The organism is Streptomyces sp. NPDC060205 (assembly GCF_042728395.1).
Lineage (GTDB): Bacteria > Actinomycetota > Actinomycetes > Streptomycetales > Streptomycetaceae > Streptomyces.
Genome location: NZ_JBHWZP010000156.1, coordinates 1 through 21921, shown reverse-complemented (window position 1 = coordinate 21921; position 21921 = coordinate 1). Strand labels below are relative to the sequence as shown.

The following is a 21921-nucleotide window of genomic DNA, read 5'->3' as shown; positions in this document are numbered from 1 at the left end:
GGCCCGCCGGCCGGGTTTGCATTTGAAATACACTGCTCGCATTAGTTTTTTCCGCCAAAACGCCCCGGGGCCCCCGACGAGCCCGGGCCCCCCCGCCCCCGCTCTCCGCGGGCCCCGCCGCTCCGCCGGGTCACGCAGCGGGTTGCTGCTTGACAAGATTTCAGCCCTCCGAGGGGGCGAGGCGCTGGAGCTCCGCCTCGGTCGACTTGAGCAGGTCGTTCCAGGCGCCCTCGAACTTCTCGACGCCCTCGTCCTCCAGCAGCTGGACCACTTCGTCGTACGAGATCCCGAGCTTCTCGACCGCGTCGAGTTCGGCACGGGCCTGCTCGTACGTACCGGCGACGGTGTTGCCGGTGATGTTCCCGTGGTCCTCGGTGGCGAACAGGGTCGCCTCCGGCATGGTGTTCACCGTGTTCGGCGCGACGAGGTCCTCGACGTACAGGGTGTCCTTGTAGGCCGGGTCCTTGACGCCGGTCGAGGCCCACAGCGGACGCTGCTTGTTGGCCTGCGCCTTGTCCAGGGCGGCCCAGCGGTCCGAGGAGAAGACCTCCTCGTACGCCTGGTACGCGAGCCGCGCGTTGGCGAGACCCGCCTTGCCGCGGGCGGCCTTGGCCTCGTCGGTGCCCAGCGCGTCGAGCCGCTTGTCGATCTCGGCGTCCACCCGGGACACGAAGAAGGACGCCACCGAGTGGATCTTGGAGAGGTCCAGGCCGGCGGCCTTGGCCTTCTCCAGGCCCGCGAGGTACGCGTCCATGACCAGGCGGTAGCGCTCAAGCGAGAAGATCAGGGTGACGTTGACGCTGATGCCCCGCGCGATCGTCTCGGTGATCGCGGGCAGGCCCGCCATGGTCGCCGGGATCTTGATGAGCGTGTTCGGCCGGTCGACGAGCCAGGCGAGCTGCTTGGCCTCGGCGACGGTCGACTTGGTGTTGTGCGCCAGACGCGGGTCGACCTCGATCGACACCCGGCCGTCCTGGCCCTGCGTCGCGTCGAAGACCGGACGCAGGATGTCGGCGGCGTCACGGACGTCCGCCGTCGTGATCATGCGGATGGCCTCTTCGACCGTGACCTTGCGGGCGGCGAGGTCGGACAGCTGCTGGTCGTAGCCGTCGCCCTGCGAGATCGCCTTCTGGAAGATCGACGGGTTGGTGGTGACGCCCACGACGTGCTGCTGGTCGATCAGTTCGGCGAGGTTGCCGGACGTGATCCGCTTGCGCGACAGGTCGTCCAGCCAGATCGCGACGCCTTCCTCGGAGAGGCGCTTGAGTGCGTCTGTCATGGAAAATGCATCTCCTACGTGTCGTATGTCAGCGGCAGCCGGCAGTCAGCGCTTGGCTGCGGCGATCGATTCCTTGGCGGCGTTCGCGACGTTCTCGGCAGTGAAGCCGAACTCCTGGAAGAGGACCTTGCCGTCGGCCGAAGCACCGAAGTGCTCCAGGGAAACGATGCGGCCCGCGTCCCCGACGAAGCGGTGCCAGGTCAGACCGATACCGGCCTCGACCGCGACACGCGCCTTGACGGACGGAGGAAGCACCGAGTCCCGGTACCCCTGGTCCTGCTCGTCGAACCACTCCACGCACGGCACGGACACGACCCGCGTCGGGGTGCCGGCGGCCTGCAGCTGCTCACGTGCCTCGACGGCCACGTGCACCTCGGAACCGGTGGCGATCAGGATGACCTCGGGCTCGCCGCCCTCGGCCTCGAAGAGCACATAGGCGCCCTTCGTCGCGTCCTCGTCGGCGTCGTACGTCGGCACACCCTGACGGGTCAGCGCGAGACCGTGCGGAGCGCCCTTGCCGAAGACCTTGGTGTAGCGGCGCAGGATCTCGCGCCACGCGATCGCGGTCTCGTTGGCGTCGGCCGGGCGCACGACGTTCAGGCCCGGGATGGCGCGCAGCGAGGCCAGGTGCTCGACCGGCTGGTGGGTCGGGCCGTCCTCGCCGAGACCGATGGAGTCGTGCGTCCACACGTACGTCACCGGCAGGTGCATCAGCGCGGACAGGCGGACGGCGTTGCGCATGTAGTCGGAGAACACCAGGAAGGTGCCGCCGTAGATACGGGTGTTGCCGTGCAGCGCGATGCCGTTCATCTCCGCGGCCATGGAGTGCTCGCGGATGCCGAAGTGGATCGTGCGGCCGTACGGGTTCGCCTCGGGCAGCGGGTTGTCCGCCGGGAGGAACGACGACGTCTTGTCGATCGTCGTGTTGTTCGAGCCCGCGAGGTCGGCCGAGCCGCCCCACAGCTCGGGGATGACCGCGCCGAGGGCCTGGAGCACCTTGCCGGAAGCGGCACGCGTGGCGACGCCCTTGCCGGTCTCGAAGACCGGGAGCTTCTCCTCCCAGCCGGCCGGCAGCTCGCCCGCGGCGATGCGGTCGAACTCGGCGGCGCGCTCCGGATTGGCGGTCCGCCACGCGGCGAAGCCCTTCTCCCACTCGGCCTTGGCCTCACGGCCGCGGTCGAGGGCCTTGCGGGAGTGCGCCAGCACCTCGTCGGCGACCTCGAAGGACTTCTCCGGGTCGAAGCCGAGGACCCGCTTGGTGGCCGCGACCTCGTCGTCACCGAGCGCCGAGCCGTGCGCGGCCTCGGTGTTCTGCGCGTTCGGGGCGGGCCAGGCGATGATCGAGCGCATGGCGATGAACGACGGCTTGTCCGTGACGGCCTTCGCGGCCTCGATCGCCGCGTACAGCGCGACCGGGTCGAGGTCGCCGTTCTCCTGCGGCTCCACGCGCTGCACGTGCCAGCCGTACGCCTCGTACCGCTTGGGGGTGTCCTCGGAGACGGCCGTCTCCGTGTCGCCCTCGATCGAGATGTGGTTGTCGTCCCACAGCAGGACCAGGTTGCCGAGCTTCTGGTGGCCCGCCATCGAGGACGCCTCGCCGGAGATGCCCTCCTGGAGGCAGCCGTCACCGGCGATCGCATAGATGAAGTGGTCGAACGGGGAGGTGCCGGGGGCCGCCTCCGGGTCGAACAGACCGCGCTCGTAGCGGGCGGCCATCGCCATGCCCACCGCGTTGGCGACACCCTGGCCGAGCGGCCCGGTCGTCGTCTCCACGCCGGTGGTGTGCCCGTACTCGGGGTGTCCCGGGGTCTTCGAACCCCACGTCCTGAACGACTTCAGGTCGTCCAGCTCCAGACCGAAGCCGGCCAGGTACAGCTGCGTGTAGAGAGTCAGGGACGAATGGCCCGCGGACAGCACGAAGCGGTCGCGGCCCGTCCAGTCGGCGTCCGCCGGGTCGTGCCGCATCACCTTCTGGAAGAGGGTGTACGCGGCTGGCGCCAGACTCATCGCCGTACCCGGATGGCCGTTGCCGACCTTCTGTACGGCGTCGGCGGCCAGGATGCGGGCGGTGTCGACCGCCCGCTGGTCCAATTCGGTCCACTCGATGTCTGTTGTGGTCGGCTTGGTGCTCACCCTGGGTCAGGGCTCCTCTCCACATGTTGCACATGTCGAATGCCGGTGCACGTGGCGCCCACCGGCTCGCTGTCGAGCCTACCCCCGTGGCAACGCGCATTTTTTCGAGTCATTCCAGACTGCCGGGACTTGCCCTCTTCCGCCTCCCGACCGGCGGGTTCCGTATTCGGCAAGTGAATACGGAGCACGTCATCCGACTGCTCAATCCCGAGGCGATCAGTCCTTCGCCGCGCCCTTTCAACACGAGCGGACCCCCGCCGAGGCCGGGGTCTGGGCAACGTCTACAGTGGCGTGGTACGCGCGAGCCTTTACCGGGAGTTCACACCCGGGGCTCGCTGGGATGTCTCTGTCAGGGGTGTGCGTGACGGCCGTTGAATCCCGTCCAGCGGGAGTAGTCGGTGGGACGAGTCAGGGCACGAACCACCGGCCGTTCGGGGCCCGGGTCATGGCGTTCGTCGCTCTCACCAAGCCGCGGATCATCGAACTGCTGCTGATCACCACCGTGCCGGTGATGTTCCTGGCGCAGCAGGGGGTGCCCGACCTGAAGCTGGTGCTGCTCACCTGCCTCGGCGGTTATCTCTCCGCCGGTGGCGCCAACGCGCTGAACATGTACATCGACCGCGACATCGACGCGCTCATGGAACGTACGTCGCAGCGCCCGCTGGTCACCGGCATGGTGAGCCCCCGCGAATGCCTCGCCTTCGGCATCACGCTGGCCGTGGTCTCCACGCTCCTGTTCGGCCTCACCGTCAACTGGCTGTCCGCCTGGCTGTCGCTGGGGGCCCTCCTCTTCTACGTCGTCGTCTACACGATGATCCTCAAACGGCGTACGTCGCAGAACATCGTGTGGGGCGGGATCGCCGGCTGCCTGCCCGTCCTCATCGGCTGGTCGTCCGTCACGAACTCCATGTCGTGGGCGCCGGTCATCCTCTTCCTCGTCATGTTCTTCTGGACGCCGCCGCACTACTGGCCGCTGTCCATGAAGGTGAAGGACGACTACGCGCGCGTTGGCGTGCCGATGCTGCCCGTCGTCGCCTCCAACAAGGTCGTCGCGCGGCAGATCGTCCTCTACAGCTGGGCCATGGTCGGGGTCTCCCTGCTGCTCACTCCGCTGGGGTACACCGGGTGGTTCTACACGGTGGTCGCCGTCGTGACGGGCGGGTTCTGGCTGTGGGAGGCGCACGGGTTGCAGGCGCGGGCCAAGGGTGGGGCCGTGGGGGCGAAGCTGAAGGAGATGCGGCTGTTCCACTGGTCGATCACTTACGTGTCGCTGCTGTTCGTGGCGGTTGCGGTGGACCCCTTCTTGCGGTGACGCTCCGCGTGGGGGTGGGGGTGGCCTCGGTGCGTTGTCGGGTGCCGGTCCGTCGTGGCTGGTCGCGCAGTTCCCCGCGCCCCTAAAAGATTGCGCCGTTCCCCGCGCCCCTGAAGGCGAAGGATTGCGCCGTTCCCCGCGCCCCTAGAAGCAAAAAACGACAAGACTGCGCCGTTCCCCGCGCCCCTGGTTGTGGGGGTGGGCGTCGCCATGCGGGCTACCCGTCGGTAGCATCCTCGTATGGCAGACATCCAGCAGGTTGACGAGGGCGTGGGCGCCGAGCCGGACGCCAAGGGCGGGCGGCGTGCGGGCAAGCTCGCCAAGCAGATCTCCTCCTTCGCCGCGGCTCATGGCGGGGCCGAGGGGCAGATCGCGTACCTCGGGCAGAAGGGTGCCCGGATCGTGCTCGTGGGGGAGGACGGTGAGTGGGGCGACCTCGTGGCCCCCACCTACGCCCTCGCCGAGGAAGCCGTGAAGCAGTCCGGCATCACCGTGCACGAGGACTTCGACGGCGACTTCGCCAACAAGGTCAGGACGGGCCCGTACGAGTGGACCCGCATGGCGGGCATCCAGGTGGGCGGCCCCAAGCCCCGTTAGGGGCGCGGGGCTGTGACATGTGCGGCTCCGCCGCGTGGGCGCGGCCGGCCACGACGCACCCGCACCCGACAACGCACCTCCCCCGTTAAGCCCTGCAACCAGGCGGAGCCACACGTGGGGGAGGTCCGGATGATCGAAACGCCGTCGCTGGTGGACCAGTACTGCCACGGCGTACTGCGGACGGAGCTGGGCCTCGGCACCTTCGAGGCCCACCTGGCCCGCGGCGAGGGCCCACCCGCCGCCGGCACCACGTTCTTCGACACCCAGACCGGTTTCGCCGTACGCCGCTGGTGCCCCCCTCTCCTGGGTCTCGAACCGCACTGCCCGCCCGCCCGCTATCTGGCACGCCGCCGCGAACTCGGCGTCCTGGAGGCGGGCCGCAAGCTGCTGCGGGGGAGCGGCATCACGACGTATCTGGTCGACACCGGGCTGCCGGGCGATCTGACAGGACCCGGCGAGATGGCCTCCACGGGCGCCGCCGACGCCCACGAGATCGTCCGTCTCGAACTGCTCGCCGAGCAGGTCGCCGACACCTCCGGCACCGTCGAGTCGTTCCTCGCCAACCTCGCCGAGTCGGTCCACGGGGCCGCCGTGACCGCCGTGGCCTTCACCTCGGTGGCGGGCGTACGGCACGGCCTCGCGCTCGCGCCCGAACCGCCGGGGCCCGGCGAGGTGCGGGGCGCCGCGGGCCGCTGGCTGGCGGGCCGCCGGGTGGGCGGCGCGCTGAGCGATCCGGTGCTGCTCAGACATCTGCTGTGGATCGCCGTGGCCTCCGGCCGGCCGCTCCAGTTGCACGCGGGGCTCGGCGAGCCCGGACTGCGCATCGACCGCACCGACCCGGTCCTGCTCTCCGACTTCGCCCGCGCCACGGCCGGGCTCGGCACCGACCTGGTGCTGCTGCACGGCTACCCGTACCACCGCCACGCGGCGCATCTGGCCGGAGTGTTCCCGCACGTGTACGCCGATCTGGGCGCCGCGCTCGTGCGGACCGGCGCGCGGGCGGCGGCCGTCCTCTCGGAGATCCTGGAACTCGCCCCCTTCGGCAAGCTCCTGTTCTCCAGCGGGGCCCACGGCCTGCCCGAACTCCATGTGGTCGGCGCACGTCTCTTCCGTGAGGCGCTCGCCCGGGTGCTCGGCGCCTGGGTGGCCGAGGGCGCCTGGTCCCTGGTCGACGCGCAGCGGGTCGCGGGACTGATCGCGGCGGGCAACGCGAAACGGGTGTACGGAGTGGCGTGAGGTGCACAGACTGGGCGCATGACTCGCAGCGGCGCGACCGACCGACTCCTCGACCGCTTCCGTACCGAACTGCGCGGCCTCGGCCCCGTGGCCGTGTGGGCCCACGGCTCGCTCGGCTCCGAGGGCGGCGACGACTACCAGGAGGGCCGCAGCGACCTGGACCTGATCGTGGTCCTGGAGGGCCCGGTCACCCCGCGTACGGTCTGGCGGGTGGCCCGGCTGCACGCCCGGCTGCGCGGCGAACCGCTCGTCGCCAAGCTCCACTGCAGCTATCTGACGCCCGGGACGGCGGCCGGTCCGCAGCGGCGGCACCTCACCTGGGCGCACCAGCAGCTCTTCAAGCGGCCGGTCACCCCGGTGACCCGGCGCGAGCTGCACTCCTTCGGGCTGGTCCTGTCCGGTGAGCAGCCCGGGACCCTGCTGCCGCCGGTGACGGACGGCGAACTCGCCGCGTTCGTGGTCAGGGACCAGCGGGACTTCTGGCGCCGCGAGGTGGACCGTACGAGCAACTGGACCCAGGACTCGTGGGTGGACGTCGGGATGACCACCCACGCGCGCGCCGCGGTCACGCTGAAGGACGGCCGGCTGATCAGCAAGCGCGAGGCCCTGGACCTGCTGCCCGGCCTCGGCGCGCCCGTGGAGGTGGTCGCGGACATCCGCGCGCGGCGCTATCCGCAGCCGGGGGCGCCGCTCCGGGAGGTGCGGGAGATCCAGGCGTGGTCGGCCCGCAGAGGCGAGCTGACCAGGGACTTCCTCGGCCCGGCGATCGACCGGCTGGTGGCCGCGTACACGTGAACCGGGCGGGTGGCCCGGGCCCGTGGCGGGTCAGGTGCGGCTGAGCGCCGACTCCGTCGACTGGCCCGGCAGGTCCGCCACCGTCTCCGGGCGTTCCCGCAGCGACAGCAGGACGCGCAGTGTGGCGATCCACACCAGGCAGGAGCCGAACATGTGGAGGCCGACCAGGACCTCCGGCAGGTCGGTGAAGTACTGGACGTAGCCGATGGCGCCCTGCGCGAGGAGCACCAGGAAGAGGTCGCGGGTGCGGTGCAGGGGGCCCCGGGGCGCGTCGACGGCCTTCAGGACGAACCACAGCGCGAAGGCCAGCGTCACCACGATCCACGCCAGGACGGCGTGCAGCTTGGTGACGTTCTCCCAGTTCAGCGGGATGCGGTGGACCTCGCTCGAATCGCCGGCGTGCGGTCCCGCGCCGGTGACGACCGTGCCCACCGCGATCAGCAGGACGGTGGCGGTGACCAGGATCCACGCCATCTGCAGGACCGGCTTGCCGACCAGCGGACGGGGTGAGTCGTCGCCCTCCCGGGTGCGCTGCCACATCACGGTGGCGACGGCGATGAGCGCGGTGGAGAGGAGGAAGTGCGCGGCGACCGTGTACGGGTTCAGGCCCACGAGGACGACGATCCCGCCGAGGATCGCGTTGCCCATGACGACCCAGAACTGCGTCCAGCCGAGCCGGGTGAGGCTGCGGCGGTACGGCTTCTGCGAGCGCGCGGCGATGATCGCCCAGCCGACCGCGGCGCACAGTACGTACGTCAGCATGCGGTTGCCGAACTCGATGACGCCGTGCACGCCCATCTCGCTCGTGGTGGTGAGCGAGTCGTCGGTGCACTTGGGCCAGGTCGGGCAGCCGAGGCCCGAGCCGGTCAGCCGGACGGCACCACCGGTCACCACGATCAGCACCGCCATGACGAGAGCGGCGAGAGCGGCGCGCTGGACCGTCCGGGGGGAGGGGGTCCAGCGCCCTGCGATGAAGGCGAGCGGGTTGCGCACGGCTTGAGCGGCGTCCGCTCGGGTCACGTTCGGCACGGCTCCATCGTAGGGGGCCGCTTGTGCACGCGTTCACGAGGCCCCTCCGGACCGCCGTGTGCCGTCACTCCCTGCCGTCACATCCGGCCGTCACTCCCAGCGGAAGAACCGTCCGGCCGCCGCCAGGCCCGCGACCGCCCACACGGCCAGGATCCCGAGATTGCCCCAGGGCATCCCGGCCCCGTGCTGGAGCACGTCCCGCAGCCCCTCCGAGAGGGCCGAGATCGGCAGCAGACCGAGGACGTCCTGCGCCCCCTGCGGGAACTTGTCCAGCGGGACGATCACTCCGCCGCCGATGAGCAGCAGCAGGAAGACCAGGTTCGCGGCGGCCAGCGTGGCCTCCGCCTTCAGCGTCCCCGCCATCAGCAGGCCGAGCCCGGAGAACGCGGCCGTGCCCAGGACGAGCAGGAGCAGCACGGCGAAGGGGTTGCCGTGCGGCGACCAGCCCAGCGCTAGGGCGATCCCTGTCACGAGGATCACCTGGAGAATCTCCGTGACCAGCACGGACAGGCTTTTCGCCGTCATCAGGCCCCAGCGGGGCAGCGGGGAGACGGCGAGCCGCTTCAGCACGCCGTACCGCCGCTCGAAGCCCGTCGCGATCGCCTGACCGGTGAACGCCGTCGACATCACGGCCAGCGCCAGGATGCCCGGCGCCAGGAAGTCCACGGCCTTGCCGTCACCGGTGTCGACGACGTCCACGGCGCTGAACAGCACGAGCAGCAGCGTCGGGATGATCACCGTGAGCAGCAGCTGCTCGCCGTTGCGCAGCAGCATCTTCGTTTCGAGGGCCGCCTGTGCCGCGATCATGCGGGGCAGCGGGGCCGCTCCCGGCCTCGGCGCGTAGCTGCCCGCGGCCGTCGACCGGGCGGTGGCCGCCGCTCCCGTTGCCGCCGCTCCCGTTCCCGTCGTTTCCGCGCTCATCCGCGCAGCTCCTTACCGGTGAGCTCCAAGAAGACGTCCTCCAGGGTGTGCCGCTCCACGGAGATCTTCTCCGGCATCACCCCGTGCTGGGCGCACCAACTGGTGACGGTGGCGAGCAGCTGCGGGTCGATCTTGCCGCCCACCCGGTACGAGCCCGGGGTCAGCTCGGCCGCCGTGGAGTCCGCGGGGAGGGCCTTGAGGAGGGAGGCCACGTCCAGGCCGGGGCGCCCGCCGAACCGCAGTGTGTTCTCGGCGCCGCCGCGGCACAGCTCCTCGGGGGAGCCCTGCGCGATGACCCGGCCGGCGTCGATGATCGCCACGTCGTCGGCGAGCTGCTCGGCCTCGTCCATGTGGTGCGTGGTGAGGATCACCGAGACCCCGTCGGCGCGCAGCTCGCGCACGAGTTCCCAGGTGGCCCGGCGTGCCTGGGGGTCGAGGCCCGCGGTCGGCTCGTCCAGGAAGACCAGCTCGGGGCGTCCCACGACGGCCATGGCGAGCGCGAGGCGCTGCTGCTGGCCGCCGGAGAGCCGCCGGTACGTGGTCCGGCCGCAGCTGCCGAGGCCCAGGCGCTCGATCAGGGCGGCCACGTCCAGGGGATGCGCGTGCAGCCTGGCCACGTGCTTGAGCATCTCGTCGGCGCGGGCGCCGGAGTAGACGCCGCCGGACTGGAGCATCACACCGATCCGGGGGCGCAGGGCCGAGGCCTCGCGCACCGGGTCGAGGCCCAGCACCCGGACCGTCCCGGAGTCGGGGCGCCGGTATCCCTCGCAGCTCTCGACGGTGGTCGTCTTGCCCGCGCCGTTGGGGCCGAGCACGGCCGTGATGCCCGCCCGGGCCACCAGATCCAGGCCGTCCACGGCGGTCTTCCCGCCGTAACGCTTCACCAGACCGCTGACCTGGACGACGGGGTCACTTCGCATGGGCGGCCTCACTTCGCATGGTCGCCAAGTCTAGGGACGGCCGGGCGGGCGCATGAGGGCGGGGCGCGTCACGGGCGGCGCGGGACGGCGCGCGGGGCGGCGCGTGAGAGGGGCACGTCGTTGGTGATCCACTCCTCGCGCGAACGGTGCACCGCGAGCCATCGCTGCGCGTAGGCGACCGCGTCCACCAGCGGGAACAGCCGTGTGTCGGCCGCGCCCACCCGGCCCCGTACGACAGGACGGTCCCGTTCGAAATCGGCGCCCAGGGTGTCGAACTCGTCCGAGCTGATCGCTACCTCCGTGACCGTCTCCCAGCGGGGCCCCTCCGGAGTGAGGACCGGCCGTCCCACCTCGACGCGGGGCGCGGGTATGCGGTACTCGGCCAGGTGGAAGCCGGTGCAGGTGTCGTAGCCCGCGCCCAGCAGCAGGACGCGGGCGCCGCGCTCCTCCAGGCGCGCCAGCGGGCTGTGCTCACCGAGGCGGCAGTCCGGCGCGTGGTCCTCGACGATCACCGCGGCGGCCGGGCCGACGGCCGCGAAGGAGGTCTGCGGATGGGCGCTGCGCAGGGCGCCGGGCCAGGAGCGCACGGTCTCCGGGACCACGCCCACCCCGCGCGAGGGCGTCACGAGCGGGTCGTACGCGGGCATCGTGGCCCGGATGGTCGGCCACCACTCCTCGGGCACCGGCGGGCTGCTCCACAGGGCCGGGTCGGAGAGGTCGCCGGACTGGGTGGGGACCACGAGCGTGCCGTCGGGGCCGAGCGCGTCGAGCAGTCCCCGCACGACGGCGACCGCTCCTCCGTTGACCCATCCGAGGGAACGCAGTGACGAATGCACGAGAAGCGTCTCGCCGGGACGTACGCCCAGTGCGCGCAGGTCCGCGGCGAGGGTGGCGCGCGTGATGAGAGGGCCGGTGAGAGGGGGTGTCGGCATGGTTCGCCAGTCTTGCCGACGGCCTCGGCCGATGCCAGCGAATTGATCGATCAAAGATCGTTCCCGCAGGTCAGATTAGGTTTACCTAAGTGATGCACCGCACCCCACCGGGCGCGGACACGGCTTGTCACTCTCTAAGGAATTACGCAACAATGGTGTTGTGAAATACGTCGGCGAGGCTCAGGAGACCCCCACGGGGGCCCCTCAGGAGGAACTCGCGACCGGGGAGCGCTCCACGCGCAACCGGGTCGCGCGCTCCATCCTGGACCACGGCCCGTCGACCGTGGCCGATCTCGCCGGACGGCTGGGTCTGACCCAGGCCGCCGTCCGCCGCCACCTTGACGCCCTCGTCTCCGACGACGTCGTGGAGCCCCGCGAACAGCGGGTCTACGGCGCTCGTACGCGCGGACGGCCCGCCAAGGTGTTCGCCCTGACCGACTGCGGCCGGGACGCCTTCGACCAGTCCTACGACCAGCTCGCCGCGGACGCCCTGCGCTGGATCGCCGAGCGCGAGGGCGGGGAGGGGGCGCTCGTCGCCTTCGCCCGCGCCCGGATGGCCGCCCAGGCCGGCGCCTACCGCGAGGCGGTCGAGTCCGCCGCTCCCGAGAAGCGGGCCGAAGCCCTGGCCAAGGCCCTGAGCGCGGACGGGTACGCTGCTACGGCGCGCAGCGCACCGGTAGGTGAGCAGCTCTGCCAGCACCACTGCCCGGTCGCCCATGTCGCCGAGCAGTTCCCGCAGCTGTGCGAGGCGGAGACCGAGTTCTTCTCCGAGCTGCTGGGTACTCACGTGCAGCGGCTGGCCACCATCGCCCACGGCGACGGCGTCTGCACGACCTTCATCCCCAAGATTTCCCACACCCCGAAGATTTCCCAGGCTCCACCAGTCTCCACGCCTTCCAAGACCACTGATAACGCATCCGCACGTACCGCCGGGAGGAACCCCGCATGACGCTCCCCATCGAGGAGACCGCCCACCCCGAGCTTGAGGGTCTGGGTAACTACGAATACGGCTGGGCCGACTCCGACGTGGCTGGTGCCTCTGCCAAGCGCGGTATCAACGAACACGTCGTGCGGGACATCTCCGCGAAGAAGAACGAGCCGGAGTGGATGACCAAGCTCCGTCTCAAGGGCCTGCGCCTGTTCGACAAGAAGCCCATGCCGAACTGGGGCTCGGACCTCTCGGGCATCGACTTCGACAACATCAAGTACTTCGTGCGCTCCACGGAGAAGCAGGCCCAGTCCTGGGAGGACCTGCCCGAGGACATCAAGAACACGTACGACAAGCTCGGCATCCCCGAGGCGGAGAAGCAGCGCCTCGTCGCCGGTGTCGCGGCCCAGTACGAGTCCGAGGTCGTCTACCACCAGATCAACGAGGAGCTGGAGGCGCAGGGTGTCATCTTCATGGACACCGACACCGCGCTGAAGGAGCACCCGGAGCTCTTCAAGGAGTACTTCGGCACCGTCATCCCGGTCGGCGACAACAAGTTCGCGTCGCTGAACTCCGCGGTGTGGTCCGGCGGCTCGTTCATCTACGTGCCGAAGGGCGTGCACGTAGAGATCCCGCTCCAGGCCTACTTCCGTATCAACACGGAGAACATGGGCCAGTTCGAGCGGACGCTGATCATCGTCGACGAGGGTGCCTACGTGCACTACGTCGAGGGCTGCACCGCCCCGATCTACAAGTCGGACTCGCTGCACTCCGCGGTCGTCGAGATCATCGTCAAGAAGGGTGGCCGCTGCCGTTACACGACCATCCAGAACTGGTCGAACAACGTCTACAACCTGGTCACCAAGCGCGCCGTGGCGTACGAGGGCGCGACCATGGAGTGGATCGACGGCAACATCGGCTCCAAGGTCACCATGAAGTACCCGGCCGTCTACCTGATGGGCGAGCACGCCAAGGGCGAGACCCTCTCCATCGCCTTCGCGGGCGAGGGCCAGCACCAGGACGCCGGCTCCAAGATGGTCCACATGGCGCCGAACACGTCCTCGAACATCGTGTCGAAGTCCGTGGCGCGCGGCGGCGGCCGTACGTCCTACCGCGGTCTCGTCGAGATCGGCGAGGGCGCCCACGGATCGAAGTCGAACGTCCTGTGCGACGCGCTGCTCGTCGACACCATCTCCCGCTCGGACACGTACCCCTACGTGGACGTCCGCGAGGACGACGTGTCCATGGGCCACGAGGCGACCGTCTCCAAGGTCTCCGACGACCAGCTCTTCTACCTCATGAGCCGCGGCCTCTCCGAGTTCGAGGCGATGGCCATGATCGTGCGCGGCTTCGTCGAGCCCATCGCGAAGGAGCTGCCCATGGAGTACGCGCTGGAGCTCAACCGGCTGATCGAGCTGCAGATGGAAGGCGCGGTCGGTTAGGACCCGCCCCCGGAGCAGTCGCCAGATTTCTGACGTAGACGTAGGAAGAGAGCAGACCGACAGCCATGGCTGAGGCTCAGAACATCCCGGTGGGGTCAACCACCGCCGGCCAGATCGCGGTGGCCGCCGAGTCGACCGTCGCCACGCGCATGAGCGCGCCCCCGTCCTTCGACGTGGCGGACTTCCCCGTCCCCCACGGCCGCGAGGAGGAGTGGCGGTTCACGCCGCTGGAGCGGCTGCGCGGGCTGCACGACGGCACCGCGGTCGCCACCGGCGACGGCGTCAAGGTCGACATCGACGCGCCCGAGGGCGTCACCGTCGAGACCGTCGGCCGCGACGACGCGCGGCTCGGCCGCGCGACCCCGGTCGACCGGATCGCCGCCCAGGCCTACTCGGCGTTCGAGAAGGCCGGTGTGGTCACCGTCCCCAAGGAGACGGTCCTCACCGAGCCGATCCGTATCGCCGTGCACGGCGCGGGCGGGGTCGCCTACGGCCACCAGGTCATCGAGCTGGGAGCCTTCGCCGAGGCCGTCGTCGTCATCGACCACACCGGTGACGCCGTCCTGGCCGCCAACGTCGACTACGTCCTGGGCGACGGCGCCAAGCTCACCGTCGTCTCCGTCCAGGACTGGGACGACAAGGCCGTCCACGTCGGCCAGCACAACGCGCTGATCGGCCGCGACGCCACCTTCAAGTCCTTCGTGGTCACCTTCGGCGGCGACCTCGTACGCCTCCACCCGCGGGTCGCCTACGCGGGCACCGGCGGCGAGGCCGAGCTGTTCGGCCTGTACTTCACGGACGCCGGCCAGCACCAGGAGCACCGCCTCCTGGTCGACCACAACACCCCGCACTGCAAGTCGAACGTCGCCTACAAGGGTGCGCTCCAGGGCGACGGCGCCCACGCGGTGTGGATCGGCGACGTCCTCATCGAGGCCGCCGCCGAGGGCACGGACACCTACGAGATGAACCGCAACCTGGTTCTGACCGACGGTGCCCGGGTCGACTCCGTACCGAACCTGGAGATCGAGACCGGCGAGATCGTCGGCGCCGGACACGCCTCCGCGACCGGCCGCTTCGACGACGAGCAGCTCTTCTACCTGATGGCCCGCGGCATCCCGGCCGACGAGGCCCGCCGTCTGGTGGTCCGCGGCTTCTTCGCCGAGCTGGTCCAGCAGATCCGCGTCCCCGACATCCAGGAACGCCTTCTCGCCAGGATCGACGAGGAGCTGGAGGCGTCCGTCTGATGACTGCCTTCGACCGTGCTCAATACCTGCGGGCCTGTGGGCTGAGCGAGCTGGAGGAGGACACCCCGAAACGGGTGGAACTCGACGGCACGCCGGTCTCGGTCGTGCAGACCGAGGGGGAGGTGTTCGCGATCCACGACATCTGCTCGCACGCGAACGTCTCGCTCTCCGAGGGCGAGGTGGAGGACTGTCAGATCGAGTGCTGGCTGCACGGCTCCGCGTTCGACCTCAGAACCGGCAAGCCGTCCGGTCTTCCCGCGACGCGCCCCGTCCCCGTATACCCCGTAAAGATCGAAGGGGACGACGTGCTCGTCTCCCTCACCCAGGAGTCCTGAGGAACCCATGGCAACGCTTGAAATCCACGACCTGCACGTCACCGTCGAGGCCGACAACGCCACGAAGGAGATCCTCAAGGGCGTCGACCTGACCGTGAAGCAGGGCGAGACGCACGCCATCATGGGCCCGAACGGCTCCGGCAAGTCGACTCTCGCCTACTCGCTCGCGGGACACCCCAAGTACACGATCACCGGCGGCACCGTCACCCTCGACGGCGAGGACGTCCTGGAGATGTCCGTCGACGAGCGCGCCCGCGCGGGCCTGTTCCTGGCGATGCAGTACCCGGTCGAGGTGCCCGGTGTCTCCGTCTCCAACTTCCTGCGCACCTCCGCCACCGCGATTCGCGGCGAAGCCCCCAAGCTCCGCCTGTGGATCAAGGAGGTCAAGGAGGCCATGCAGCGGCTGAACATGGACCCGGCCTTCGCCGAGCGCAACGTGAACGAGGGCTTCTCCGGCGGCGAGAAGAAGCGCCACGAGATCCTTCAGCTGGAGCTGCTCAAGCCGAAGATCGCGATCCTCGACGAGACCGACTCCGGCCTGGACGTCGACGCCCTGCGCGTCGTCTCCGAGGGCGTCAACCGCGTCCGTGAGAGCGGCGAGGTCGGCACCCTGCTGATCACGCACTACACGCGCATCCTGCGCTACATCAAGCCCGACCACGTGCACGTGTTCGCGAACGGCCGCATCGCCGAGTCCGGCGGCGCCGAGCTCGCCGACCAGCTTGAGGCCGAGGGCTACGACAAGTACGTGAAGGGTGGAGCATCAGCGTGACGCAGTTGCCGGGCCTCCTCACGGGAACATCTCAACTACTCGACGAGGCGATCCGTAAGGACTTCCCCATCCTGGACCGCCAGGTCCACGACGGTAAGAAGCTCGTGTACCTGGACAACGCGGCGACCTCGCAGAAGCCGCGCCAGGTGCTGGACGCACTCAGTGGTTACTACGAGCAGTACAACGCCAACGTCCACCGCGGTGTGCATGTGCTCGCGGAGGAGGCCACGGCGCTGTACGAGGGCGCGCGCGACAAGGTCGCCGCGTTCATCAACGCGCCGAGCCGCGACGAGGTCATCTTCACGAAGAACGCCTCGGAATCACTCAACCTCGTGGCCAACATGCTCGGCTGGGCCGACGAGCCCTACCGGGTCGACCACGAGACCGAGATCGTCATCACGGAGATGGAGCACCACTCCAACATCGTGCCGTGGCAGCTGCTCGCGCAGCGCACGGGCGCGAAGCTGAAGTGGTTCGGCCTCACCGACGACGGCCGGCTCGACCTGTCCAACATCGACGAGATCATCACCGAGAAGACGAAGATCGTCTCCTTCGTGCTGGTGTCGAACATCCTGGGCACGGTCAACCCGGTCGAGGCGATAGTGCGTCGTGCGCAGGAGGTCGGTGCGCTGGTCTGCATCGACGCCTCCCAGGCCGCCCCGCACATGCCGCTGGACGTACAGGCCCTGCAGGCCGACTTCGTGGCCTTCACCGGTCACAAGATGTGCGGCCCGACCGGCATCGGCGTCCTCTGGGGCCGCCAGGAGCTGCTGGAGGACCTGCCTCCGTTCCTCGGCGGCGGCGAGATGATCGAGACGGTGTCGATGCACTCGTCGACCTACGCTCCCGCCCCGCACAAGTTCGAGGCGGGCACCCCGCCGATCGCCCAGGCGGTCGGTCTCGGTGCGGCCATCGACTATCTGAGCGCGATCGGCATGGACCGGATCCTCGCCCATGAGCACGCGCTCACCGAGTACGCGGTGAAGCGGTTCGCCGAGGTCCCGGGCCTGCGCATCATCGGCCCGACGACCGCCGAGGACCGCGGCGCGGCGATCTCGTTCACGCTGGGTGACATCCACCCGCACGACGTGGGCCAGGTTCTCGACGAACAGGGCATCGCGGTCCGGGTCGGACACCACTGCGCACGGCCGGTCTGCCTGCGGTACGGAATTCCTGCGACCACACGAGCGTCGTTCTATCTGTACTCCACGCCGGCCGAGATCGACGCACTGGTCGACGGCCTGGAGCACGTACGGAACTTCTTCGGCTGAGGAGCTGGCTGAGTCGTGAGGCTTGATTCGATGTACCAGGAAGTCATCCTGGACCACTACAAGCACCCGCACGGGCGCGGTCTGAGGGACGGCGACGCCGAGGTGCACCACGTCAACCCGACGTGCGGCGACGAGATCACCCTGCGGGTGAAGTACGACGGCACGACGATCAGTGACGTCTCGTACGAGGGCCAGGGCTGCTCCATCAGCCAGGCCTCCGCCTCCGTGCTGAACGAGCTGCTCGTGGGCCGGGACCTGGCCGAGGCGCAGAAGATCCAGGAGACCTTCCTGGAGCTGATGCAGTCCAAGGGCCGGATCGAGCCGGACGACGCCATGGAGGAGGTCCTGGAGGACGCGGTCGCGTTCGCCGGGGTCTCCAAGTACCCCGCCCGCGTGAAGTGCGCGCTGCTGAGCTGGATGGCCTGGAAGGACGCGACGGCCCAGGCCCTGGGCGAGGCCGGCGCCGAGAGGAAGACGGCATGAGCGAGACCATCGAGATGAAACCGGCCTCCGAGGAAGAAGTCCGCGAGGCGCTGTACGACGTCGTCGACCCCGAGCTGGGCATCGACGTCGTCAACCTCGGACTGATCTACGGGATCCACATCGACGACGCGAACATCGCGACGATCGACATGACCCTGACGTCGGCGGCGTGTCCGCTCACCGACGTCATCGAGGACCAGGCCAAGTCCGCCACGGACGGCATCGTGAACGAGCTCCGCATCAACTGGGTGTGGATGCCGCCGTGGGGCCCGGACAAGATCACGGACGACGGCCGTGACCAGCTGCGGGCGCTCGGCTTCAACGTCTGAGCACCTGGCACCCGTCCGTACGCGTGCGGCCCCCGGCGATTTGTCGGGGGCCGCGTGCGTGGTGCGTCAGTTCTGCAGTTCTTCAGCTCTGCAGCTCTACGTCGTGCGGCTCAGCCCAGGCCCTTGACCAGGCGGAACGCCGAGTCGGCCTGGTAGAGACGGTTGTTGTCGTACGGGTCGAGGCGGAGCCGGAAGTCGCGGTGGCGCAGGAAGCGGCCGGGGTAGTTGACCGACTCCAGCATGACGGCGCCGGAGAACGCCGACGGGCGCGGGCAGAAGGTGGCGTCCTTCTCGAACAGCGCGGAGCCGTCGCGGCGGTCGGCGCGCAGCCGGAACTGGGCGTGCCGCAGATAGCGGCCGTTCCCCAGCGAGAACGAGACGCAGTCGGCGTCGGCGAGGCCCGGCACCAGCTTGAAGGAGGCCTCCTGCCCGGTCCGGGAGGAGCCGCGCGGGTCCACCCGGTCGAGCCGCACCGAATCGTGGTCGACACGCCAGTAGCGGTCGGGGTAGTTCACCGCTTGGACGGACTTCCGCGCGGACGACGGCTCGGACGCCGGAGGCTTGCCGCCGGACGCGGGCTTCGACGCCGACGCCGACGGCTTCGGTACGGGGCCCGCGCCGCCCTGCTGCTTCTCGGGCGACGTGGAGCCGTCCGGGCTGCTGCCGGAGGCCGAGGGTGCGGCCAGCCCGCTCTTGCCGCTGGGAGCGGTGGCGGCCACGGGCGGCGCGGCGACCAGCGGCTCGTCCTTGGCGGAGATGTTCTCCGTGCGGTCCTTCGGCGAGGTCCCCCTGTCCTCGTCCAGCACGGTCACCGCGGTCACCGTGGAGGCGAGGACCGCCAGCAGCAGCGCTCCGGCCAGCCACAGCCGGCGGGTCCCGGGTATGGGGGCCTGGTCCAGGGTCTCGCCGGTCTCCCACACCTTCGGAAGGTGGAGGGACGGGTCGGGAGCGGACTCGGTGTTTCTTTCGGGCATGCGCGGTTCCCCCCGGCGTCGCCGACGGCGGACGCGGTTCGGTCATTGGTCGTGGCACATCTCGTGGCACATGAGGAGGCGGAGGTCGCGGGCGCACGGGACGGCCATGGCCGGGCGGTCCGTGTGCGCGACGAGGGGAACAGTAGTGGAACTCGTGCGGGTCGAGTAAGCGTTCCTGAGAGCGGTTTCTGCCTGAACTGGCTTGGCCGGCCGACGAGTTGGCGCCCGGCTTCGGGTCCGTCGGCCGGGAAAGATAGTTCAAGGCTTAAGGATTCGAGATCAGGGCCCTGAGGAGGGGGTCCGGCGCCCGAGGGAGAAGCCCGGGCGCCGGCGCCCGGGCGAAGGGAATCTTCCGGTGCGGCCGGAAGATTTCCTCTCAGGGCTGATGGATCAGGGGCGCTTTCCGAAGGCGGACAGGAGCGTGGCGATCCGTTCGCGGCCTGTGCCGTTCTGCACCGGGGCCGCCCGGCTCGTCCGGGATCGCTTTGAGCTCCGTACCGAACAGGGCGGGGGAGCCCTCGACGTCGTTCGGGACGGGGAAGTCCTTGTCGGCGAGACGGCCGCCGTCGAAGAGGCCCACGCTGGTCTGGATGAAGGACAGCGGCGCCGAGTTGTCGTCCATGAAGGCACCGAGGACGGCCTCGTTGGTGAGCCGGAAGTCGCGGATCGTCGGTTCTCGGTAACTTCCCGGTGCCATAAGGGAAATGAGCGAACGAGGGGTGTGCGCCGCGCATATTTCCACAGGGGCCCCGCGGGGTGGCCCGGTTCTGTGTACGGGCGTACGTATCGATGCGTACACTCGTACACATGGGATATGTGCTGCTCGCCGGAGCCATCGCCGCGGAAGTGGCCGCCACCACCGCCATGAAGTACAGCGACGGTTTCAGCAGGCTCTGGCCCTCGCTGCTGACCGCCCTCGGCTACGTCGTCGCCTTCCTGCTGCTGGCGCAGACACTCAAGACGGTGTCCGTCGGCACGGCCTACGCGATCTGGGCCGGGCTCGGCACGGCGGCCATCGTGGTGATCGGGGCGGTGTTCCTCGGAGAGGGGCTGAGCTTCGCCAAGTTCGCCGGTATCGCGATGATCATCGGCGGGGTCGTGGTGCTGAACCTGGGCGGGGCGCACTGATGGCCGCGGGCGGCGGACACGCGGGCCGCTCGGACGGTGACCGCTGATGGCCAGGCGGTACGACCCCGAGCGGCGGCAGCGGATCATCGACGCGGCGATCCGGGTCGTGGCGGCCAGGGGCATCGCGGGGCTGAGCCACCGCTCCGTCGCGGCCGAGGCGGACGTACCGCTCGGCTCGACCACGTACCACTTCACGACCCTCGACGAGCTGCTGGTCGCCGCGCTGCGCCAGGCCAACGAGGGCTTCGCGAAGACGGTGGCCGCGCGTGAGGCCCTGCGGGACGCCGGCACCGACCTCGCCACCGAACTGGCCGGACTCGTCGGCGAATGGCTCGCGGACGACCGTACGGGGGTGGAGGTGGAGTACGAGCTCTACCTCGCCGCACTGCGCCGGCCCGTCCTGCGGCCCGTCGCCGACGAGTGCGGGCGGGACTTCGCCGACCTCCTCGCCCGCCGGACCGACCCGGTGACCGCGCGGGCGCTGGTCGCGCTGATCGACGGCATCTGTCTGCAGGTGCTGCTGACGGGGGCGCCGTACGACGAGGAGTACGCGCGGGAGGTGCTGGCGCGGGTGACGGGTTGAGCGGGTGATGGTCGGCGGGTGGCGGGCGGCGTGTCGTGCGGGTGGCCGGTACCTGAGACGGCGGGGGCGCGGGTTGGCTCGGGCGGGGGCCGCCACGTTAGGTTTCTGTCATGACCGACACGACTGCTACACGCACCACCACCGGCGCCGTCGCCGCCGGGCTTGCCACGATCACCCCCGACGGCACCGTCCTCGACACCTGGTTCCCGGCCCCCGAACTGGCCGCCGAACCCGGCCCCTCCGGCTCCGAGCGGCTGCCCGTCGAACGCGCCGTGGAACTGCTCGGCGAAGGTGCCGTGAAAGCGATCGGCCCGGACGCCCGCCGGGGTGTCGAGGTGGTCGCGGTCCGCACGGTCATCGCCTCGCTCGACGAGAAGCCGCTCGACGCGCACGACGCGTACCTGCGTCTGCACCTGCTCTCCCACCGGCTGGTCAAGCCGCACGGGCAGAGCCTGGACGGGCTGTTCGCCCACCTCGCCAACGTCGCCTGGACCTCCCTCGGACCGGTGGCCGTGGACGACGTGGAGAAGGTCCGGCTGAACGCCCGCGCCGAGGGGCTGCACCTGGCCGTGACGTCCATCGACAAGTTCCCGCGCATGACGGACTACGTGGCGCCCAAGGGCGTCCGCATCGCCGACGCCGACCGTGTGCGCCTCGGGGCGCACCTGGCCGAGGGCACCACGGTCATGCACGAGGGCTTCGTGAACTTCAACGCCGGCACGCTCGGTACGTCGATGGTCGAGGGCCGGATCTCCGCGGGTGTGGTGGTCGGTGACGGCTCCGACATCGGGGGTGGCGCGTCCACGATGGGGACGCTGTCCGGTGGGGGCAATGTCCGCATCACCATCGGGGAGCGGTGCCTCATCGGGGCGGAGGCGGGGGTGGGGATCGCCCTCGGGGACGAGTGTGTGGTGGAGGCCGGGCTGTACGTCACCGCCGGTACGCGGGTGACGATGCCCGACGGGCAGATCGTCAAGGCGCGTGAGCTGTCCGGGGCGTCGAACATTCTGTTCCGGCGGAACTCTGTCACTGGGAAGGTGGAGGCTCGGCCGAACAATGCGGTGTGGGGTGGGCTGAACGAGATTCTGCACAGTCACAACTGAGGCGTGCCGAGGCTTTGACGCGAAGCGCTCTCCTGCCGGTGCGGGAGGGCGTTCGTCGTGTTCGGGTGCGGGTCCGGGTGTTCTGTGCGGGTCCGATGTGGCTGGCCGCGCAGTTCCCCGCGCCCCTAAAAACGGGGCTGCGCCCCTGTTTTTGTCCTTTAGGGGCGCGGGGAAC

General features: G+C 69.9%; 23 protein-coding genes. 15 read left to right on the top strand and 8 right to left on the bottom strand.

The genetic code is table 11. The features are described from left to right. Positions 1–160: 160 nt before the first annotated feature. Positions 161–1279 carry a transaldolase gene (tal, locus tag ACFWGJ_RS25440; RefSeq protein WP_387328630.1) on the bottom strand — a complete coding sequence of 373 codons (1119 nt, stop codon included), beginning with the start codon at positions 1277–1279 and terminating at the stop codon, positions 161–163. Between the two features lie 45 nt (positions 1280–1324). Then, complete coding sequence (gene tkt, locus ACFWGJ_RS25435) at positions 1325–3412, bottom strand: transketolase (RefSeq protein WP_387328627.1); 2088 nt, start codon at positions 3410–3412, stop codon at positions 1325–1327. A 355-nt stretch (positions 3413–3767) separates the two neighbouring features. Between tkt and ACFWGJ_RS25430 the strand changes: the two genes are divergently transcribed. The 4 genes from ACFWGJ_RS25430 (at position 3768) to ACFWGJ_RS25415 (ending at position 7352) form a co-directional block, all read left to right on the top strand. Then, positions 3768–4724 carry a heme o synthase gene (locus tag ACFWGJ_RS25430; RefSeq protein ID WP_210890224.1) on the top strand — a complete coding sequence of 319 codons (957 nt, stop codon included), beginning with the start codon at positions 3768–3770 and terminating at the stop codon, positions 4722–4724. 240 nt (positions 4725–4964) lie between these two features. Then, complete coding sequence (locus ACFWGJ_RS25425) at positions 4965–5321, top strand: hypothetical protein (protein ID WP_387328625.1); 357 nt, start codon at positions 4965–4967, stop codon at positions 5319–5321. 129 nt (positions 5322–5450) lie between these two features. After that, positions 5451–6557, top strand: a complete 1107-nt coding sequence (locus tag ACFWGJ_RS25420) for an amidohydrolase family protein (protein WP_387328622.1) — start codon at positions 5451–5453, stop codon at positions 6555–6557. An 18-nt stretch (positions 6558–6575) separates the two neighbouring features. Beyond that, positions 6576–7352, top strand: coding sequence for a nucleotidyltransferase (locus ACFWGJ_RS25415; protein WP_387328620.1), 777 nt, complete (start codon positions 6576–6578; stop codon positions 7350–7352). Between the two features lie 30 nt (positions 7353–7382). Here ACFWGJ_RS25415 and ACFWGJ_RS25410 read toward each other — a convergent pair whose 3' ends face one another. From ACFWGJ_RS25410 to ACFWGJ_RS25395, 4 genes are all read right to left on the bottom strand, one after another. Then, positions 7383–8381 (bottom strand): heme A synthase, encoded by a 999-nt coding sequence (locus tag ACFWGJ_RS25410; RefSeq protein ID WP_387328617.1) that lies wholly within the window; start codon positions 8379–8381, stop codon positions 7383–7385. A gap of 90 nt (positions 8382–8471) precedes the next feature. Then, positions 8472–9302, bottom strand: a complete 831-nt coding sequence (locus ACFWGJ_RS25405; RefSeq protein ID WP_387328614.1) for an ABC transporter permease — start codon at positions 9300–9302, stop codon at positions 8472–8474. Then, positions 9299–10222, bottom strand: coding sequence for an ABC transporter ATP-binding protein (locus tag ACFWGJ_RS25400; protein WP_387328611.1), 924 nt, complete (start codon positions 10220–10222; stop codon positions 9299–9301). The genes ACFWGJ_RS25405 and ACFWGJ_RS25400 overlap by 4 nt, the downstream gene beginning before the upstream one ends. A 68-nt stretch (positions 10223–10290) precedes the next feature. Further along, the gene (locus ACFWGJ_RS25395; RefSeq protein ID WP_387328608.1) at positions 10291–11154 is read right to left on the bottom strand and encodes an aminoglycoside N(3)-acetyltransferase; all 864 of its coding nucleotides are present in this window, start codon (positions 11152–11154) and stop codon (positions 10291–10293) included. Positions 11155–11314: 160 nt separating this feature from the next. On the opposite strand from ACFWGJ_RS25395, the gene ACFWGJ_RS25390 reads away from it, so the two are divergent. From ACFWGJ_RS25390 to ACFWGJ_RS25355, 8 genes are all read left to right on the top strand, one after another. Beyond that, positions 11315–12103 carry a helix-turn-helix transcriptional regulator gene (locus ACFWGJ_RS25390; protein WP_387328605.1) on the top strand — a complete coding sequence of 263 codons (789 nt, stop codon included), beginning with the start codon at positions 11315–11317 and terminating at the stop codon, positions 12101–12103. Beyond that, positions 12100–13524: a Fe-S cluster assembly protein SufB gene (sufB, locus tag ACFWGJ_RS25385; protein ID WP_210883721.1), complete on the top strand. Its 1425-nt coding sequence runs from the start codon at positions 12100–12102 to the stop codon at positions 13522–13524. Before ACFWGJ_RS25390 ends, sufB begins: the two co-directional genes overlap by 4 nt. 65 nt (positions 13525–13589) lie before the next feature. Continuing rightward, positions 13590–14768, top strand: coding sequence for a Fe-S cluster assembly protein SufD (sufD, locus tag ACFWGJ_RS25380; RefSeq protein ID WP_387328603.1), 1179 nt, complete (start codon positions 13590–13592; stop codon positions 14766–14768). After that, positions 14768–15103, top strand: a complete 336-nt coding sequence (locus ACFWGJ_RS25375) for a non-heme iron oxygenase ferredoxin subunit (RefSeq protein WP_387328601.1) — start codon at positions 14768–14770, stop codon at positions 15101–15103. Before sufD ends, ACFWGJ_RS25375 begins: the two co-directional genes overlap by 1 nt. Positions 15104–15110: 7 nt before the next feature. Continuing rightward, a complete protein-coding gene (gene sufC / locus ACFWGJ_RS25370) occupies positions 15111–15875 on the top strand; it encodes a Fe-S cluster assembly ATPase SufC (RefSeq protein WP_210883727.1) in 765 nt (254 codons plus the stop codon). Then, positions 15872–17146, top strand: a complete 1275-nt coding sequence (locus tag ACFWGJ_RS25365) for a cysteine desulfurase (RefSeq protein ID WP_210883729.1) — start codon at positions 15872–15874, stop codon at positions 17144–17146. Before sufC ends, ACFWGJ_RS25365 begins: the two co-directional genes overlap by 4 nt. A gap of 15 nt (positions 17147–17161) precedes the next feature. Beyond that, entirely contained in the window at positions 17162–17629 is a 468-nt protein-coding gene (sufU, locus tag ACFWGJ_RS25360) for a Fe-S cluster assembly sulfur transfer protein SufU (protein ID WP_366785991.1), read from the top strand. Further along, positions 17626–17958: a metal-sulfur cluster assembly factor gene (locus ACFWGJ_RS25355; protein ID WP_107017666.1), complete on the top strand. Its 333-nt coding sequence runs from the start codon at positions 17626–17628 to the stop codon at positions 17956–17958. The genes sufU and ACFWGJ_RS25355 overlap by 4 nt, the downstream gene beginning before the upstream one ends. Positions 17959–18068: 110 nt before the next feature. On the opposite strand, the gene ACFWGJ_RS25350 is transcribed toward ACFWGJ_RS25355, so the two are convergent. Together ACFWGJ_RS25350 and ACFWGJ_RS25345 are read right to left on the bottom strand one after the other, a co-directional pair. Further along, positions 18069–18932: an AbfB domain-containing protein gene (locus ACFWGJ_RS25350; protein WP_387328596.1), complete on the bottom strand. Its 864-nt coding sequence runs from the start codon at positions 18930–18932 to the stop codon at positions 18069–18071. 376 nt (positions 18933–19308) lie between these two features. Then, positions 19309–19629 (bottom strand): hypothetical protein, encoded by a 321-nt coding sequence (locus ACFWGJ_RS25345; RefSeq protein WP_387328593.1) that lies wholly within the window; start codon positions 19627–19629, stop codon positions 19309–19311. 110 nt (positions 19630–19739) lie between these two features. Between ACFWGJ_RS25345 and ACFWGJ_RS25340 the strand changes: the two genes are divergently transcribed. The 3 genes from ACFWGJ_RS25340 to dapD all read left to right on the top strand — a co-directional run bounded on the left by ACFWGJ_RS25340 (position 19740) and on the right by dapD (position 21746). Continuing rightward, complete coding sequence (locus ACFWGJ_RS25340; RefSeq protein WP_107017831.1) at positions 19740–20060, top strand: multidrug efflux SMR transporter; 321 nt, start codon at positions 19740–19742, stop codon at positions 20058–20060. A 46-nt stretch (positions 20061–20106) separates the two neighbouring features. Beyond that, the gene (locus ACFWGJ_RS25335) at positions 20107–20643 is read left to right on the top strand and encodes a TetR/AcrR family transcriptional regulator (protein ID WP_387328590.1); all 537 of its coding nucleotides are present in this window, start codon (positions 20107–20109) and stop codon (positions 20641–20643) included. A 110-nt stretch (positions 20644–20753) separates the two neighbouring features. Then, positions 20754–21746 (top strand): 2,3,4,5-tetrahydropyridine-2,6-dicarboxylate N-succinyltransferase, encoded by a 993-nt coding sequence (gene dapD, locus ACFWGJ_RS25330; protein ID WP_387328587.1) that lies wholly within the window; start codon positions 20754–20756, stop codon positions 21744–21746. The last annotated feature ends 175 nt before the right edge of the window (positions 21747–21921 follow it).

What these genes read in the sequence shown, in the direction of transcription:
- tal (WP_387328630.1), bottom strand. Translation starts at nt 1,279, where the DNA reads ATGACAGACGCACTCAAGCGCCTCTCCGAGGAAGGCGTCGCGATCTGG.
- ACFWGJ_RS25425 (WP_387328625.1), top strand. Translation starts at nt 4,965, where the DNA reads ATGGCAGACATCCAGCAGGTTGACGAGGGCGTGGGCGCCGAGCCGGAC.
- ACFWGJ_RS25420 (WP_387328622.1), top strand. Translation starts at nt 5,451, where the DNA reads ATGATCGAAACGCCGTCGCTGGTGGACCAGTACTGCCACGGCGTACTG.
- ACFWGJ_RS25415 (WP_387328620.1), top strand. Translation starts at nt 6,576, where the DNA reads ATGACTCGCAGCGGCGCGACCGACCGACTCCTCGACCGCTTCCGTACC.
- ACFWGJ_RS25405 (WP_387328614.1), bottom strand. Translation starts at nt 9,302, where the DNA reads ATGAGCGCGGAAACGACGGGAACGGGAGCGGCGGCAACGGGAGCGGCG.
- ACFWGJ_RS25400 (WP_387328611.1), bottom strand. Translation starts at nt 10,222, where the DNA reads ATGCGAAGTGACCCCGTCGTCCAGGTCAGCGGTCTGGTGAAGCGTTAC.
- ACFWGJ_RS25395 (WP_387328608.1), bottom strand. Translation starts at nt 11,154, where the DNA reads ATGCCGACACCCCCTCTCACCGGCCCTCTCATCACGCGCGCCACCCTC.
- sufB (WP_210883721.1), top strand. Translation starts at nt 12,100, where the DNA reads ATGACGCTCCCCATCGAGGAGACCGCCCACCCCGAGCTTGAGGGTCTG.
- sufD (WP_387328603.1), top strand. Translation starts at nt 13,590, where the DNA reads ATGGCTGAGGCTCAGAACATCCCGGTGGGGTCAACCACCGCCGGCCAG.
- ACFWGJ_RS25375 (WP_387328601.1), top strand. Translation starts at nt 14,768, where the DNA reads ATGACTGCCTTCGACCGTGCTCAATACCTGCGGGCCTGTGGGCTGAGC.
- sufC (WP_210883727.1), top strand. Translation starts at nt 15,111, where the DNA reads ATGGCAACGCTTGAAATCCACGACCTGCACGTCACCGTCGAGGCCGAC.
- ACFWGJ_RS25355 (WP_107017666.1), top strand. Translation starts at nt 17,626, where the DNA reads ATGAGCGAGACCATCGAGATGAAACCGGCCTCCGAGGAAGAAGTCCGC.
- ACFWGJ_RS25350 (WP_387328596.1), bottom strand. Translation starts at nt 18,932, where the DNA reads ATGCCCGAAAGAAACACCGAGTCCGCTCCCGACCCGTCCCTCCACCTT.
- ACFWGJ_RS25345 (WP_387328593.1), bottom strand. Translation starts at nt 19,629, where the DNA reads ATGGCACCGGGAAGTTACCGAGAACCGACGATCCGCGACTTCCGGCTC.
- ACFWGJ_RS25340 (WP_107017831.1), top strand. Translation starts at nt 19,740, where the DNA reads ATGGGATATGTGCTGCTCGCCGGAGCCATCGCCGCGGAAGTGGCCGCC.
- ACFWGJ_RS25335 (WP_387328590.1), top strand. Translation starts at nt 20,107, where the DNA reads ATGGCCAGGCGGTACGACCCCGAGCGGCGGCAGCGGATCATCGACGCG.
- dapD (WP_387328587.1), top strand. Translation starts at nt 20,754, where the DNA reads ATGACCGACACGACTGCTACACGCACCACCACCGGCGCCGTCGCCGCC.